This is a genomic window from Streptomyces adelaidensis (genome assembly GCF_016598475.1).
Taxonomy (GTDB): domain Bacteria; phylum Actinomycetota; class Actinomycetes; order Streptomycetales; family Streptomycetaceae; genus Streptomyces; species Streptomyces adelaidensis.
This window is the reverse complement of sequence record NZ_JAEMUX010000134.1, coordinates 1-15,469: the sequence shown is the minus strand read 5'-3', so window position 1 is coordinate 15,469 and position 15,469 is coordinate 1. Positions and strand designations below refer to the sequence as shown.

General features: G+C 70.6%; 10 protein-coding genes and 1 tRNA gene. 6 read left to right on the top strand and 5 right to left on the bottom strand.

What is annotated here, in order from left to right; genetic code table 11:
- Positions 1 to 87: 87 nt before the first annotated feature.
- From I8N67_RS38940 to I8N67_RS38930, 3 genes are read right to left on the bottom strand one after another with little or no spacing between them, the layout of a single operon-like run.
- On the bottom strand, positions 88 to 2,220 hold the full coding sequence (locus I8N67_RS38940; RefSeq protein ID WP_200309025.1) for an acetate--CoA ligase family protein: 2,133 nt from the start codon (positions 2,218 to 2,220) through the stop codon (positions 88 to 90).
- Between the two features lie 3 nt (positions 2,221 to 2,223).
- Positions 2,224 to 3,453 (bottom strand): formyl-CoA transferase, encoded by a 1,230-nt coding sequence (gene frc, locus I8N67_RS38935; protein ID WP_200309024.1) that lies wholly within the window; start codon positions 3,451 to 3,453, stop codon positions 2,224 to 2,226.
- A gap of 12 nt (positions 3,454 to 3,465) precedes the next feature.
- On the bottom strand, positions 3,466 to 5,151 hold the full coding sequence (locus tag I8N67_RS38930) for a thiamine pyrophosphate-binding protein (protein WP_200309023.1): 1,686 nt from the start codon (positions 5,149 to 5,151) through the stop codon (positions 3,466 to 3,468).
- 142 nt (positions 5,152 to 5,293) lie between these two features.
- Between I8N67_RS38930 and sucC the strand changes: the two genes are divergently transcribed.
- From sucC to fusA, 5 genes are all read left to right on the top strand, one after another.
- Positions 5,294 to 6,424, top strand: coding sequence for an ADP-forming succinate--CoA ligase subunit beta (gene sucC, locus I8N67_RS38925; RefSeq protein ID WP_200309022.1), 1,131 nt, complete (start codon positions 5,294 to 5,296; stop codon positions 6,422 to 6,424).
- Positions 6,425 to 6,435: 11 nt separating this feature from the next.
- Positions 6,436 to 7,320, top strand: a complete 885-nt coding sequence (gene sucD / locus I8N67_RS38920; protein ID WP_200309021.1) for a succinate--CoA ligase subunit alpha — start codon at positions 6,436 to 6,438, stop codon at positions 7,318 to 7,320.
- A gap of 159 nt (positions 7,321 to 7,479) precedes the next feature.
- Positions 7,480 to 9,051 (top strand): aldehyde dehydrogenase family protein, encoded by a 1,572-nt coding sequence (locus tag I8N67_RS38915; protein WP_200309020.1) that lies wholly within the window; start codon positions 7,480 to 7,482, stop codon positions 9,049 to 9,051.
- Positions 9,052 to 9,225: 174 nt separating this feature from the next.
- Positions 9,226 to 9,310, top strand: a tRNA-Leu gene (locus tag I8N67_RS38910).
- A 400-nt stretch (positions 9,311 to 9,710) separates the two neighbouring features.
- Entirely contained in the window at positions 9,711 to 11,789 is a 2,079-nt protein-coding gene (gene fusA, locus I8N67_RS38905) for an elongation factor G (RefSeq protein WP_200309019.1), read from the top strand.
- Between the two features lie 183 nt (positions 11,790 to 11,972).
- Here the strand turns inward: fusA and I8N67_RS38900 are convergent, their stop codons facing one another.
- Positions 11,973 to 12,494 carry an EamA/RhaT family transporter gene (locus tag I8N67_RS38900; RefSeq protein ID WP_200309018.1) on the bottom strand — a complete coding sequence of 174 codons (522 nt, stop codon included), beginning with the start codon at positions 12,492 to 12,494 and terminating at the stop codon, positions 11,973 to 11,975.
- A gap of 96 nt (positions 12,495 to 12,590) precedes the next feature.
- Complete coding sequence (locus I8N67_RS38895; protein ID WP_200309017.1) at positions 12,591 to 12,932, bottom strand: SH3 domain-containing protein; 342 nt, start codon at positions 12,930 to 12,932, stop codon at positions 12,591 to 12,593.
- Positions 12,933 to 13,116: 184 nt separating this feature from the next.
- Between I8N67_RS38895 and I8N67_RS38890 the strand changes: the two genes are divergently transcribed.
- The gene (locus I8N67_RS38890; RefSeq protein WP_200309016.1) at positions 13,117 to 15,405 is read left to right on the top strand and encodes a serine/threonine-protein kinase; all 2,289 of its coding nucleotides are present in this window, start codon (positions 13,117 to 13,119) and stop codon (positions 15,403 to 15,405) included.
- Positions 15,406 to 15,469 lie beyond the last annotated feature (64 nt).

Below are 15,469 nucleotides of genomic sequence, written 5' to 3'. Positions count from 1 at the left end.
GCAGCCCCGCCGCGCGTGCCCACCGGGCTGTGTCACACCCGGGGGACGACCCCCGGACCTCCGGCCGGTTCACGGTGTGCGCCCGCGTCACAACAGCCCCGCCGCGCGTGCCCACCGGTACTTCGCACCGAGCACCGCCACCGGCTTCTCGGTCGTGTACGGGTACGCCACGACCCCGCGCTCGAAGAGGTACTGGCAGGCCTCCTCCACCTCGACGTCGCCCGCGAGCGACGCGACGACCGGCTTCTCGATGCCCCGCTCGCGGAACTCGGCCACCACGCGCGCGGTGAGTTCGGCGAACACCATGGGCGGGGTGACGATCGTGTGCCAGTAGCCGAGGACGAGCGCGTGGATGCGCGGGTCCTCCAATCCCAGCCGGATCGTCGCCTCGTACGTCGACGGGGGTTCGCCCCCGGTGATGTCGACCGGGTTGCCGGCGGCCCCGAAGGGCGGGATGAACTTCCGGAAGGACGCGTCCAGGTCCGGCGGGATCTCCATCAGGGTCAGCCCGTTGTCGGTCACCGCATCGGACAGCAGCACACCGCTGCCGCCCGCCCCGGTGATGATCACCACGTTGTCGCCCTGGGGAGCCGGTAGCACCGGCAACGCGCGCGCGTACTCCAGCATCTCGTTCAGCCCGGGCGCCCTGATGACACCGGCCTGCTTCAGGATGTCCTCGTACACGGCGTCGTCGCCCGCCAGCGCGCCCGTGTGCGAGCCCGCCGCCTTGGCCCCGGCCGCCGTACGGCCCGCCTTGAGGACCACGACCGGCTTCTTCGGGACGGTCGCCCGCGCGGCCGCCACAAAGGCGCGGCCGTCCTTGAGGTCCTCCAGGTGCATGGCGATGCACTCGGTGTGCGGGTCCTCCCCGAACCAGGTCAGCAGGTCGTCCTCGTCCAGGTCCGACTTGTTGCCGAGCCCGACGATCGCCGACACACCCGTCTTCGTGGTGCGTGCGAAGCCCAGGATGGCCATCCCGATGCCACCGGACTGCGAGGTCAGCGCCACCCCGCCCTTGACGTCGTACGGCGTGCAGAACGTGGCGCACAGGTCCTGCCACGTCGAGTAGTAGCCGTAGATGTTCGGCCCGAGCAGCCGGACGCCGTGCCGCTCGGCGATCTCCACGATCTCGTCCTGGAGTTCGTGCTCACCGGTCTCCGCGAAACCCGACGGGATCAGTACGGCGTTGGGGATGCCCTTGCGACCCACCTCCTCCAGCGCCGCGGCCACGAACTTGGCGGGGATCGCGAAGACCGCCACATCCACCTCTCCGGGAACGTCCGTGACACTCTTGTACGCCTTGCGGCCCAGAATGTCATCGGCCCGGGGGTTCACCGGATGGATCTCCCCGGCGAAACCTCCGTCGATGAGGTTGCGCATCACCGAATTGCCGATCTTGCCCTGCTCGTTGGAGGCCCCGATCACGGCCACCGACGAGGGCTCCATCAGCCGGCGCATCGAGGTGAGGATCTCCGCGCGCGTGTAGGTGCGCCGGGGCTTCGGCACCGACTCGGCGAGGATCACCCGGATGTCCGCCGCGACCGCGCCCTCCGGGGTGGCGATCACCGGGTTGAGGTCCACCTCGGCGATCTCCGGGAAGTCCGCGACGAGTTCGGAGACCCGGCGGATCTGCTCGGCGATCGCCCACCGGTCCACCGCGGGAGCCCCGCGCACCCCGCGCAGGATCTCCGCCGCGCGGATCGAGTCCAGCATGGAGAGAGCCTCGTCCGCGTCGACCGGCGCGAGCCGGAAGGTCACGTCCTTGAGGACCTCGACCAGCACCCCGCCGAGCCCGAACGCGACGACCTTCCCGAACGTCGGGTCCGTCACCGCGCCGACGATGACCTCCTGCCCCTTGGGCAGCAACTCCTGAACCTGGACACCCGCTATCCGGGCATCCGGCGCGTACGCGCGCGCATTGTCGACGATCGTGTGGAACGCGGCCCGTATGTCGCCGGCTCCTTCCACCCCGACGATCACACCGCCCGCGTCGGTCTTGTGGAGGATGTCCGGCGAGACGATCTTCATGACCACCGGCCCGCCGAACCGCGCCGCGTACGCCACCGCCTCGTCGACGTCGGTCGCCAGCTCCTCGCCGGGTACGGCGATCCCGTACGCGTCGGCGATCACCTTGCCTTCGGGAGCGGTCAGCGCGCCCCGGCCCTCGGCCCGCACGGCGTCGAGGAGTGAGCGCACCCTCAGCACCCGGTCTTCGGCCATCAATCAGATCACTCCGTTCGACTTGAGCAGGCGCAGTTCCTCGTCGCCGAGGCCCAGCTCACCGACGTAGACCTCTTCGTTGTGCTCGCCGAGCAGGGGGGAACTGGTCACGTCCACGGGGGAGTCGGACAGCTTCAGCGGGCTTCCGACGGTCACGAAGTCGCCGCGCTCGGGGTGCGGGACGGTGACGACCATCTCGTTGGAGACCAGGGACTCGTCCTCGATGATCTCCTTGGTGGAGAGGATCGGCCCGCAGGGGATGTTGTGGGCGTTGAGCCGCTCCAGCACCTCCCACTTGGGCAGGGTGGACGACCACTCCTCGATCAGCTGGAACATCTTGGTCAGCTTCGGCAGGCGGGCCTCCGGGGTCGCCCACTCGGGGTCGTCCGCCAGCTCCGGCCGGCCGATGAGTTCGCTGAGCGGCTGCCAGCCGACGGGCTGCACGATGACGTACACGTAGTCGTTCGGGCCGCCCGGCGCGCACTTGACGGCCCAGCCGGGCTGGCCGCCGCCGGACGCGTTCCCGGACCGGGGAACCTCGTCGCCGAAGTCGTCGTTGGGATATTCACGGAGCGGGCCATGTGCCAGGCGCTGCTGATCCCTCAGCTTCACCCGACAGAGGTTGAGGACGGCGTGCTGCATGGCCACATTGACCCGCTGACCGCGCCCGGTGTTCTCCCGCTGGTACAGCGCCGCGAGAATCCCCGCCACGGCGTGGATCCCCGTGCCCGAGTCCCCGATCTGGGCCCCCGTCGCCAGCGGCGGCCCGTCCTCGAAGCCGGTGGTCGCCATCGACCCGCCCATGGCCTGCGCGACGACCTCGTACGCCTTGAAGTTGGTGTACGGACCGTCCCCGAACCCCTTGATGGAGGCATAGACGATACGCGGATTGATCTCCTGGATACGGTCCCAGGTGAAGCCCATGCGGTCGACCGCGCCCGGTCCGAAGTTCTCGACCATGACGTCGGAGCGCCGGATCAGCTCGGTGAGGATCTCCTTGCCGCGCTCGGTCTTGGTGTTGAGGGTGATGCTCCGCTTGTTGCAGTTGAGCATCGTGAAGTAGAGGGAGTCGACGTCCGGGAGATCGCGCAGTTGTTTGCGCGTGATGTCCCCGGTCGGGGCCTCCAGTTTCACCACGTCCGCGCCGAGCCAGGCGAGCAGCTGGGTGGCGGACGGGCCGGACTGGACGTGCGTCATGTCGAGGACGCGGATGCCTTCGAGAGCCTTGGTCATGCCGAGGTCACCTCACTTGTACATCGTCTGGTTCATGGTTCCGGGGGCGTACGCGTCCGGGTCGACCCAGACGTTGATCAGCGACGGCTTGCCCGACTCGCGGGCACGTTGGAGCGCGGGGCCGATGTCGGCGGGGTCACGGACCTCCTCGCCGTAACCGCCCAGCATCTGGGCGAACTTGTCGTAGTGGACGTCGCCGAGGGTGTTGCCGACCCGCTCGCGCTCCAGGCCGTACTTGGCGGCCTGGCCGTAACGGATCTGGTTCATGGAGGAGTTGTTGCCGACGATGCCGACGAAGGGGAGGTCGTAGCGGACGAGGGTCTCGAAGTCCCAGCCGGTGAGGGAGAAGGCGCCGTCACCGAAGAGGGCCACCACCTCCTTGTCGGGCCGCGCCTTCTTGGCGGCGAGCACGAAGGGGACGCCGACGCCGAGTGTGCCCAGCGGCCCCGGGTCCATCCAGTGCCCGGGTGACTTGGGCTGCACGACCTGACCGGAGAAGGTGACGATGTCGCCACCGTCGCCGATGTAGATGGAGTCCTCGGTGAGGAAGTCGTTGATCTCGCTGACCAGCCGGTACGGGTGGATCGGTGAGGCGTCCGACCTCAGGCTGGGCAGCCGCTTCTCGATCGCGGTCTGCTCGGCGGCGCGCAGCTCGTCGAGCCACTCCTTGCGCTTCGACGCGCCCCCGTTGAGGCGGCCGGAGGCGGCCTCGGTGACCGACTTCAGCACGAGGCCCGCGTCGCCGACGATCCCGAGGTCGATGTCGCGGTTCTTGCCCACGGTCCGGTAGTCGAGGTCGATCTGCACGACGGTCGCGTCCGGCGACAGCCGCTTGCCGTAGCCCATGCGGAAGTCGAAGGGCGTACCGACGATGACGATGACGTCGGCGTTGGAGAAGGCGTACCGGCGGGAGAGCTGGAAGTGGTGCGGGTCGCCGGGAGGCAGGGTGCCGCGCCCCGCGCCGTTCATGTACGCCGGGATGTTCAACGTGCGCACCAGGTCGATGGCGGACTCGGTGCCCCGGGTCGTCCACACCTGGCTGCCCAGCAGGATCGCGGGCTTCTCGGCGTGCACCAGCAGATCGGCGAGCTTCTCGATGGCCTCGGGGTCGCCGGCCGAACGCGTCGAGGCGCGGTAGGCGCCGGCCTTCGGCACGCGCGCCTTCTCCACGGGCACCTTGGCGTCCAGGACGTCACGCGGGATCTCCAGGAAGGAGGGCCCGGGGGCGCCGTGGTAGCACTCGCGGAACGCCATCGACACCATGTCGGCGGCGCGCGCCGTGTCCGGCACGGTCGCCGCGAACTTGGTGATCGGCGTCATCATGTCGACGTGCGGCAGGTCCTGCAGGGACCCCATCTTGTGCTGGGTGTGCGCGCCCTGGCCGCCGATCAGCAGCATCGGGGACTCCGCGCGGAAGGCGTTGGCGACACCGGTCACGGCGTCGGTCGTACCGGGGCCGGCGGTGACGACCGCGCAGCCGGGCTTGCCGGTGATGCGGGCGTAGCCGTCGGCGGCGTGCGCGGCGACCTGCTCGTGGCGTACGTCGACGACCTCGATGCCCTCGTCGACGCAGCCGTCGTAGATGTCGATGATGTGGCCGCCGCACAAGGTGTAGATGACCTCCACACCCTCCGCTTTGAGTGCCTTGGCGACGAGGTGACCACCGGAAATAAGGTCCTGGCTGTTGCCGTCGGGCATGGCGAAGTCCTGTCCCTTCGTGGGGTTGGAACGCTCTCGCGGTTGATTGCATACAGTCGACGAATACTGTATGAAGCTTGTTATCCCGCATCCGGTGGGTGGTGTCCAGGGGGCGTGCGGCACTTTTGAGTCAGGAGCCGGAATGGACCTTTTCGAGCACCAGGCAAGGGAACTCTTCGAGGAACACGGCATCTTGGTGCCGAGGGCCGAGGTCACCGACTCGCCGAAGCGGGCGCGGGAGGTCGCCCGCGGGCTCGGCGGACGCGTGGTCGTCAAGGCCCAGGTGAAGACCGGCGGACGCGGCAAGGCGGGCGGAGTGAAACTCGCCGCCGACCCCGCGGCGGCCGAGCTGACGGCACGACAGATCCTCGGCATGGACATCAAGGGCCACACCGTCGACAAGGTGATGGTCGCCGAACCCGTCGCGATCGAGAGCGAGTTCTACGTCTCCTACGTCCTCGACCGTGCCGTCGGCCGCTTCCTCGCGATCGCCTCGGCCGAGGGCGGCATGGAGATCGAGGAGGTGGCGGCGACCAGGCCGGAGGCGGTGGCCCGTATCCCCATCGACCCCGTCGAGGGTGTCACCTCGGCGAAGGCGGCCGAGATCGCGGCGGCGGCCGGCCTGCCTCCGCAGACCGTCGACGTCCTCGTACGGCTCTGGGGGGTGCTGACCCGCGAGGACGCCCTCCTCGTCGAGGTGAACCCGCTCGTCCGTACCGAACAGGGCCGGATCCTGGCCCTCGACGGCAAGGTCACCCTCGACGACAACGCGAGCTTCCGGCAGACCCGTTGGGGCGACGAGGGCTTCGCGCACGACGACCCGCTGGAGGCGGCGGCAGCCGCCAAGGGCCTCAACTACGTGAAGCTGGACGGCGAGGTCGGCGTCATCGGCAACGGCGCCGGCCTCGTCATGTCGACCCTCGACGTGGTCGCGGGCTGCGGCGCCCGCCCCGCCAACTTCCTCGACATCGGCGGCGGCGCCTCCGCCCAGATCATGGCCGACGGCCTCTCCGTCATCCTCTCCGACCCGGCAGTGAAGTCGGTCCTCGTCAACGTCTTCGGCGGGATCACCGCGTGCGACGCGGTGGCGGACGGCATCGTGCAGGCCTTGGAGAGCGTGCAGTTGACCAAACCGCTGGTCGTCCGCCTCGACGGCAACAACGCCCTACGCGGCCGGGCGATCCTCGACGGCCGCGACCACCCGCTGGTCCACCAGGCCACCACCATGGACGGCGCCGCACGCCGCGCCGCCGACCTCGCCCACGCGATCTGAGGAGCCCGGACATGGCCATCTACCTCACCAAGGAGAGCAAGGTCCTGGTCCAGGGCATGACCGGCGGCGAGGGCATGAAGCACACCCGCCGCATGCTCGCGGCCGGGACGGACGTCGTCGGCGGCGTCAACCCCCAAAAGGCGGGCCGGACCGTCGACTTCGACGAGCGGGTCGTCCCCGTCTTCGGCTCGGTCGGCGAGGGCATCGAGGTCACCGGCGCCGACGTCAGCGTCGTCTTCGTCCCGCCGGCCTTCGCCAAGGCGGCCGTCATCGAGGCCGCCGACGCCGGCATCGGCCTCGCCGTCGTCATCACCGAGGGCATCCCGGTCCACGACTCCGTCGCCTTCACCGCGTACGCGCGGTCGAAGGGCACCCGGATCATCGGCCCCAACTGCCCCGGCCTCATCACCCCGGGTCAGTCCAACGCGGGCATCATCCCCGCCGACATCACCAAGCCGGGACGTATCGGTCTGGTCTCCAAGTCCGGCACCCTCACCTACCAACTCATGTACGAACTCCGCGACATCGGCTTCTCCACCTGCGTCGGCATCGGCGGCGACCCTGTCGTCGGCACCACCCACATCGACTGCCTGGCCGCCTTCGAGGCCGACCCCGACACCGAACTGATCGTGCTCATCGGCGAGATCGGCGGCGACGCCGAGGAACGGGCCGCCGCGTACATCCGCGACCACGTCACCAAACCCGTCGTCGGCTACATCGCCGGCTTCACCGCGCCCGAGGGCAAGACGATGGGCCACGCCGGGGCGATCGTCTCCGGCTCGTCCGGCACGGCGCAGGCCAAGAAGGAGGCGCTGGAGGCGACCGGGGTCAAGGTGGGCGGTACCCCGACCGAGACGGCCCGGCTGGTACTGGCCGCCCTGGAAGGCGGCACGTGACGTCACTCATAGCCGAAGCCAGGTCACTTTCAGGAGTCACGGCGCCTCGCTGGCGTCCTGAGTGGGGCCACCCGTTCCACGGCTTCTACGGCTTCTGCGGCCGGCCCCACAGCCAAGCACCACCCCGCCCCCGACTGTGCACCGAGAGCGGAGCAACGGATGGCACCCACCACACCCACACCCACACCCACCCTCACACTCAAATCCGGCACCGCCTGGACCGACGCCTGGCAGCGCTGCCTCGCCGTCGCCCCCGAGGCCTTCCGGGACGACCGGGTCCTCAACCTCTGGGGCGCCGCCTGGCAGGCCGACGGCCGGGCACTCCCCGCCACCAGCCCGGTCGACGGCAGCCCCATCGCCGGTCCGCCCCGCCTGGACGGCGCCACCGCGCACCAGGCGGTACGCGCCTCACTCGACCAGCACCGCGCCTGGCGCCACGTCCCCCTGGACGAACGCCGCGCCCGGGTCGCCGCCACCCTCGACGCCCTCACCCAGCACCGCGAACTGCTCGCCCTCCTCCTCGTCTGGGAGATCGGCAAAACCTGGCGGCTCGCGCAGGCCGACGTGGACCGGGCCATCGACGGCGTGCGCTGGTACGTCGACGGCATCGAGCCCATGGTCGAAGGACGCGTCCCGCTCGACGGCCCCGTCTCCAACATCGCGAGCTGGAACTACCCGATGAGCGTGCTCGTTCACGCGATGCTGGTACAGGCACTGGCAGGGAACGCGGTCATCGCCAAGACCCCGACCGACGGCGGCGTCGCCTGCCTCACCCTGGCCGCCGCGCTCGCCGCCCGCGAAGGGATACCCGTCACCCTCGTCAGCGGCAGCGGAGGCGAGCTGTCGGAGGCGCTCGTGCGCGCCCCCGAGGTCGGCTGCGTCTCCTTCGTCGGCGGCCGCGACACCGGCGCCGCGGTGGCCACAGCCGTCGCCGACCTCGGCAAACGACACGTGCTGGAACAGGAGGGACTGAACACCTGGGGCATCTGGAACCACACGGACTGGGACACCCTCACCGCCGTCGTCCCCAAACTCTTCGACTACGGCAAGCAGCGCTGCACGGCCTACCCGCGCTTCGTCGTCCAGCGTGAGCTGTTCGACGAGTTCCTCGCCGCGTACCTCCCGGCGGTCCGCACGCTCAAGGTCGGCCACCCGCTGGCCGTGGAGCACCCCGACGACCCGTACCCCCAGCTGGACTTCGGGCCCGTCATCAACGCGGCCAAGGCCAAGGAGCTGACCGACCAGATCGCCGAGGCCGTCGACCGCGGCGCTGTCCCGCTGCACCGGGGCAGGCCCGGCGCCGCACGCTTCCTGCCCGGCCAGGACACGGGCGCGTACGTCCAGCCCGTCACCCTGCTGAACCCGCCGCCGTCCTCCCCGCTCCACCACGCGGAACCCTTCGGCCCGGTCGACACGATCGTCCTGGTCGACACGGAGGCCGAACTGCTCGCCGCGATGAACGCCTCGAACGGCGCGCTCGTCGCCACCCTGTCCACCGACGACCACGCGACGTACGAGCGGCTGGCCCCCCAGATCCGGGCGTTCAAGGTCGGCCACGGAAAGCCCCGCTCACGCGGGGACCGCGACGAGCTGTTCGGCGGCTTCGGCGCGTCCTGGCGGGGCGCGTTCGTCGGCGGCGAACTGCTCGTGAAGGCGGTCACGCACGGCCCGGCGGGGGAGCGGCTCCCGGGCAACTTCCCCGAGTACCACCTCATGCCGTCAGCGGCCTGACCTGGCCGGAAAGCGACCGCCCGACTACCTGTGGTGAGACCGTGCGGGCCCGCTCTTGCGGGCCCGCACGACCCCGCCCAGCACCCGGATATGCAGGTGAAAGCCACCCCGAAACCTTGGTATTGTTGTCCACGTCGCCGCCGGGAACACCCCTGGCAAGGCGGCAGACACCTGGTCCGGGTGGCGGAATGGCAGACGCGCTAGCTTGAGGTGCTAGTGCCCTTTATCGGGCGTGGGGGTTCAAGTCCCCCCTCGGACACAGCGAACAGCGCAGTTGCACAGTGACCCCACTGACCGGTTTCCGGTCGGTGGGGTTTTTCGTCGTTCCGGGTCCGATGTCCCTCGGGGGCCGGGAAAAAAATGGGGTGACCCGGCCCCGCCGATCTCCCTAGACTCACGCCACCGAACGACGAGCGAGGGGAGCCCGGCCATGTGTGACCACACCACTGTCGTCGTTCCCCGTTCCCGCTACGAGGTGATCCTCGTGTCTCCGTCCGTCCGGTGCCCGCTGCGCGGCCGGTACCGGATGCCCGTGACGAACGTCTGACCTCGAAGCCATGCCTGTGACGGAGCGACAGCTCCGTCCTCGCCCATGTCTTCCTCGTCCTCGTACGGGAATCGCGCTGCCCCGAAACAGCTCAGCTGAAAGGCCACGGGCCATGCGCAGCAACCTTGCCGACTCCCTGACCACCGTCCGCAACCTGGGCATCCTCGCCCACGTCGACGCGGGGAAGACCACGGTCACCGAGCGGTTCCTTTATGCCACCGGGACGACGCACAAGCGGGGCGAGGTCCATGACGGTACGACTGTCACCGACTTCGATCCGCAGGAGCGCGATCGCGGGATCACGATCTTCGCGGCGGCGGTGAGCTGTGACTGGGACGGGCACCGGATCAACCTGATCGACACCCCGGGCCATGTCGACTTCGCCGACGAGGTCGAGCGTTCGCTGAGGGTGCTCGACGGTGCGATCGCGGTGTTCGACGCGGTCGCGGGCGTCGAGCCGCAGAGCGAGTCGGTGTGGCGGCAGGCAGACCGGCACGGCGTGCCGCGTATCGCCTTCGTCAACAAACTGGACCGGGCGGGCGCCGACCTCGACAGGGCCGTCGAGTCCATTCGGGAGCGGCTCCATCCGGCTCCGCTGGTGGTGCAGTTGCCGATCGGTACGGAGGACGGGTTCACCGGTGTGGTGGATCTGGTGCGCATGCGGGCACTGGTCTGGGCGGACGGCGCGGAGACGGCCGAGGAGGGGCCGGTCCCGGAGGCCCTGCGGGACGAGGCGGAGCGACGCCGGCAGCGGCTGGCGGAGGCGGTGGCGGAACTGCACCCCGTGGCGCTGGACGAGTTCTGCGCGGAGTCGACGCTCTCCGCGCGGACGCTGGCCTCGGCGCTGCGCGACCTGACCCGCACCGGTGACGGCGTGGTCGTACTGTGCGGCTCGGCCTACCGCAACCGTGGCATCGAACCGCTGCTCGACGCGGTCGTGGCGTATCTGCCGTCGCCGCTGGACGTACCGGCCGTACGCGGTACGCACGACGGTACGGAACAGGAGCGGGCCGCCGATCCGTCGGCACCGCTCGCGGCGCTGGCGTTCAAGGTGAGCGCCACGGCCACCGGCAGGCTGACCTGTCTGCGGCTGTACTCGGGAACGATCCGGAAGGGGGACGTGGTGATGGACGCGGGCACGCGGCGCACCGAGCGGATCGGCCGGATCCTGCGGGTCCAGGCCGACCGGCACGCCGAGCTGGACCGGGCGGTGGCCGGCGACATCGTCGCGGTGGTCGGGCTGAAGTCGGCCCGCGCGGGGACGACGCTGTGCGCGCCGGCGGCGCCGCTGCTCCTCGAACCGCCGTCCGTCGCCGACCCGGTGGTCTCGATGGCCGTCGAGGCACGCCGCGGCAATGAGACCGACCGGCTGGCGACGGCCCTCGCGCGGCTCGCCGAGGAGGACCCCTCGCTGGTCGTACGGACCGATCCCGAGACCGGTCAGACCGTGCTGTCCGGCATGGGGGAACTGCATCTGGAGGTGGCGGTGGAGAAGATCCGGCAGACCAGCGGCCTGGAGGTCGCGGTGGGCCGGCCGAGGGTGGCCTATCGCGAGACGGTCGTGCGAGGGGTGTCCGGTCTGGTCTTCCGACACGTCAAACAGGACGGCGGGGCGGGTCAGTTCGCCCATGTCGTCCTCGACGTGGCGCCCCTGGAGGCGGATGACTACGGCGTCGGCGGCGCTGCCACGGGCTTCGTCTTCCGCTCGACCGTCGTCGGCGGGCGGGTGCCGCAGGAGTACGTCCGCGCGGTCGAGGCCGGTTGCCGCGATGCCCTCGCCGAGGGGCCGCTCGGCGGTCACCCGGTGACCGGGCTGAGCGTCACTCTGAGCGACGGGGCGACCCACTCCAAGGACTCCTCGGAGATGGCGTTCCGCACGGCTGGGCGGCTCGGGCTCCGGGAGGCACTGCGCACGGGGGTCATGGGTCTGCTGGAGCCGGTCGTCGATGTCACCGTGACCGTGCCCGCGGACGCCGTGGGCGGGGTGCTCGGCGATCTCGCGGCGCGGCGGGGGCGGGTCTCGGACTCCGTCGCCCGGGCGGGCTCGGTGGTGATCACGGCGAGCGTGCCTTTGGCGGAGCTGTTCGGGTACGCGACGCGGCTGCGGAGCCGGACGCAGGGGCGGGGTACGTTCACGACACGGCCGGCGGGGTACGCGCCGGCGCCGGCCGTGGTGACGAGTGGTCGGTGAGACGTGGGGCGGCCCCACCCAGCTCGGGTGGGGGCCGTCCTGGTTCGCTCGGGTGGGGCCGGCCCAGGGGTTTTCGCCCCCGCCGCCCCTACCCGTCCCATCCCCGGGGCTCCGCCCCGGACCCCGCTCCTCAAACGCCGGAGGGGCTGAAGTGATCGCGGCCGGCGGAGGGGCTGAAATACGTCAGGTCCGGTGCCGCTTCGCCGGGTTTCCCGTTCGCTTTTCCGTGCGGCGGGCGTACTGCTTGCGGGCGGACTCGTATTCCTCGCGGTGGAGGGACTCGGTGGGGGCCTCGCGCAGGGAGCGGAGGAAGTAGGCGGTCAGGGAGCCGAGGAAGCCGATGGTGAGGAGGCCGCGGAGGGAGGAGTGGCGGGCCGGGTCGGGGCGCTTGGTAAGGGAGCCCCAGGTGTGGCCGAAGGCCAGGGCGCTGCAGGTCGCGAACATGATGACGACCATGATGCTGACGAAGCCGCCGACCGCCGCGAGTTGCAGGCCCTCGTAGGCCAGGCGCAGCACCAGGCAGGAGACGGCCACGGCGGCCAGTGCGCCGGCGGACACGGCGGCGCGGCGGGCCGGGTAATTGCCGTCGTGATTCAGCCAGGTCGTCCCGAAGAAGCGGATGGGCTCGGGGCGGGGACCTGCGGGGGTCGCCTGGGTGCCGTTCCGCTCGGCATGCTCGTTCCGCTCGTCGCGCTTGTCGCTCACGGGTCGATTATGGCTCCGCTGCCATGGGGGGCCGCCGCTCGGGTCGCCTCCGCCCGATGTGCGGGCGGAGGCGACCCGGCGGTCCTGTGCTGGGTGTCAGCCGCAGCGGCCGGCCACGTAGCCGTCGCTGCCGGTGTAGACGTAGGCGTCGGAGATGTACTGGCCGTCGTCGATGTTGTCCCAGACGTTGGTGGTGCCGTAGGGGCCGGAAATGGTCTGGCCCGGGGTCTGGCAGAAGATCGGTACCTTGACGCCCTCGGCGAGGACGCGAACGATGCCGTAGCTGGTGCTCGGGCCGCTGCGGACGTTGAGACGGACGCCCGGGGCGACCGCGTAGTAGCGAACGGACGCCGTCACGGTCGCGGCCTTGGCCGACGGCGTGGCCGTCGGCTCTCCCTCGCCGTTCCCCGCGATCTCTTCGACATGGTCGACAGACATGGCAGTACTCCCCCCGTTTGAACCCCATGGAAGCCATGGGGTCCCTTTGATACCCCTGAATCAGGACACGCACACCTGTGCGTTTTTCGTACGTGAAGGCTAGCAAGCCGCCTCTGTCCCGTACGAGTCATCGACTAGGCTCCGTGCGTCGCGCGAGCGGCCGAAACAGCACGGGGGTGGACCCATGGCACCGCATCGGGGCACCGGGTCGGGAGCGGAAGCGGAACTTCCTGAGTACGCCGGTCAGTACCGTCTGGAGTCGTGTCTGGGATCCGGCGGCATGGGCATCGTCCATCTGGCCACCTCGTCCTCCGGGCTACGGCTCGCGGTGAAGGTCGTACATGCCGATTTCGCCAAGGACCCCGAGTTCAGGGGGCGTTTTCGACAGGAGGTCGCTGCCGCGCGGCAGGTGAGCGGGGCCTTCACGGCGCCCGTCGTCGATGCCGACACCGACAGTGCCCGGCCCTGGATGGCCACCCTCTTCATTCCCGGTCCGACCCTCGCCGAGCATGTCAAGCGGAACGGGCCCATGGCGTCCGGGCAGTTGCGGCGGCTGATGGCCGGGCTGGCGGAGGCGCTGCGCGACATCCATCGGGCGGGTGTGGTGCACCGGGATCTCAAGCCGAGCAATGTGCTGCTCGCCGAGGACGGGCCCAAAGTCATCGACTTCGGTATCTCCCGGCCGAAGGACAGCGAACTGCGCACCGAGACCGGGAAGTTGATCGGTACGCCGCCGTTCATGGCCCCCGAGCAGTTCCGGCGGCCGAGGGAGGTCGGGCCCGCCGCCGACATCTTCGCCCTCGGGTCGGTGACCGTCCACGCGGCCACCGGGCGCGGGCCCTTCGACTCCGACAGCCCCTACGTCGTCGCCTACCAGGTCGTCCACGACGAGCCGGACCTCACCGGCGTACCCGAGAACCTCGCACCGCTCGTCCGCGCCTGCCTCGCCAAGGAGCCCGAGGACCGGCCCACGGCGGATGAGCTGATGCGCGAACTGCGGTCCGTGTCCGCCTCGTACGACACCCAGGCGTTCATACCGAACCAGCGGGCCGAGCGGGAGAGGACTGCCGGGGAGGGGGAGGGTTCGGGCGGGCTCGGTCACGCCTCCGAGCGGGCGGAGCGCGAGGAACGGGCGGAACGCGCGCAGCGCAGGGAGCGGGGGGACAGCTGGGCCGGGCCCACGCCCGGTCCGACGACTGGTTCGACGACCGGTCCAGCGCCCGGTCCGGCGGACCCCGGGCGCAAGGGCCGAGCCGCCGGGAGTCGGCCACGTACCCGTACAGCCGTTCTGTCCGCCGCCGCCCTGGTGCTCGTCGTCGCGGGCGGGGTGTTCGCGTCGGTGCAGGTGATGGGGGGTGGCGTCGGGGACGCGAGGGACGGAGGTACGGCCGGGCCGCGGGCCAGTGGTGCCGTCGTCTCGGCGGCCGTGCACGAGCCCTGGGCGACCAAGTCGGCGGCGAAGAAGCCCGGGGCGCCGCAGTGCTCGTACGGGGCGGGGAAGTTGTTGTGTGTACAGCCGGGGCTGGCCTCCGCGCTGGATCCGGCGGACGGGACCGTGCTGTGGCGGCACACTGTCAGCGGGGTGGGCGTGGCGGGCACGAGTCCCGTCGAGTCGGGTGGTCTGGTGCACGTCATGTCGGACGCGGGCCGGCTGTCGCAGGCCCTCGATCCGGAGACGGGCGAGGTGCGGTGGGAGCGGGACGTGTCCGCGTACGCCGGGAAGCGGTTCGTGGGCGGCACGCTGCTGCTCACCGCCGCCGACGGAACGGTGACCGGCCTGGACAGCGCCACCGGCGACACGAAGTGGAGCAAGCGGATCCCGGGGCAGCCGGAGGCGTACTTCACGTCGTTCGAGGGGGACGGGCCGGCGTACGTGGCGACCGTCACCGGCGAGGGGACCGGGACGCGGACGCGGATCACCGCGGTCGACCCGGACACCGGGGACGTGCGCTGGGACGCGCGGCTGGACGGGCGCCTGGAAGCGGTGGGGGCCAGTGACGGCGCCCTCTTCCTCACCTCGATCGGGGGCGTCTACTCCGACACGCAGGCCGTGGTCCGGTACGACCCCGGCACCGGGAAGACGGTCCGGATCGCGCTGCCCGTACGGCTCGAACAGGCCCGCGCGGTGGTGCGGGGTGACGTCGTGTACCTGCTGAGCAGCGTCGGCGGTGCGATGGTGGCCGTCGACATGAAGGGCCGCGAGCAGCTGTGGCGGGCCGAGTCGGGAGTGGCGCGGAGCTCGGCGCCGGTCGCCGACGAGCGGTATGTGTACTTCACCGCACCCGACGGACGGCTGCTCGCGGTCGACGTACGAAAGGGCGAGCTGAGTGGCGAGACGCCGGTGCGACTCGGTGCCTCGGACCGGGTCACCGCCTCACTGCCCGAGCCCGTGATCATCGACGGACGGGTCTGCTCGGGCGCGCCCGACGGGACCGTGTTCGGGGTGGACGGGGACGATCCGGCGGGCTGGTGAGCCGGATTCGACGGACTGGTGAGCCGGATTCGACGGACTGGTGAGCCGGTGTCGACGGACTGGT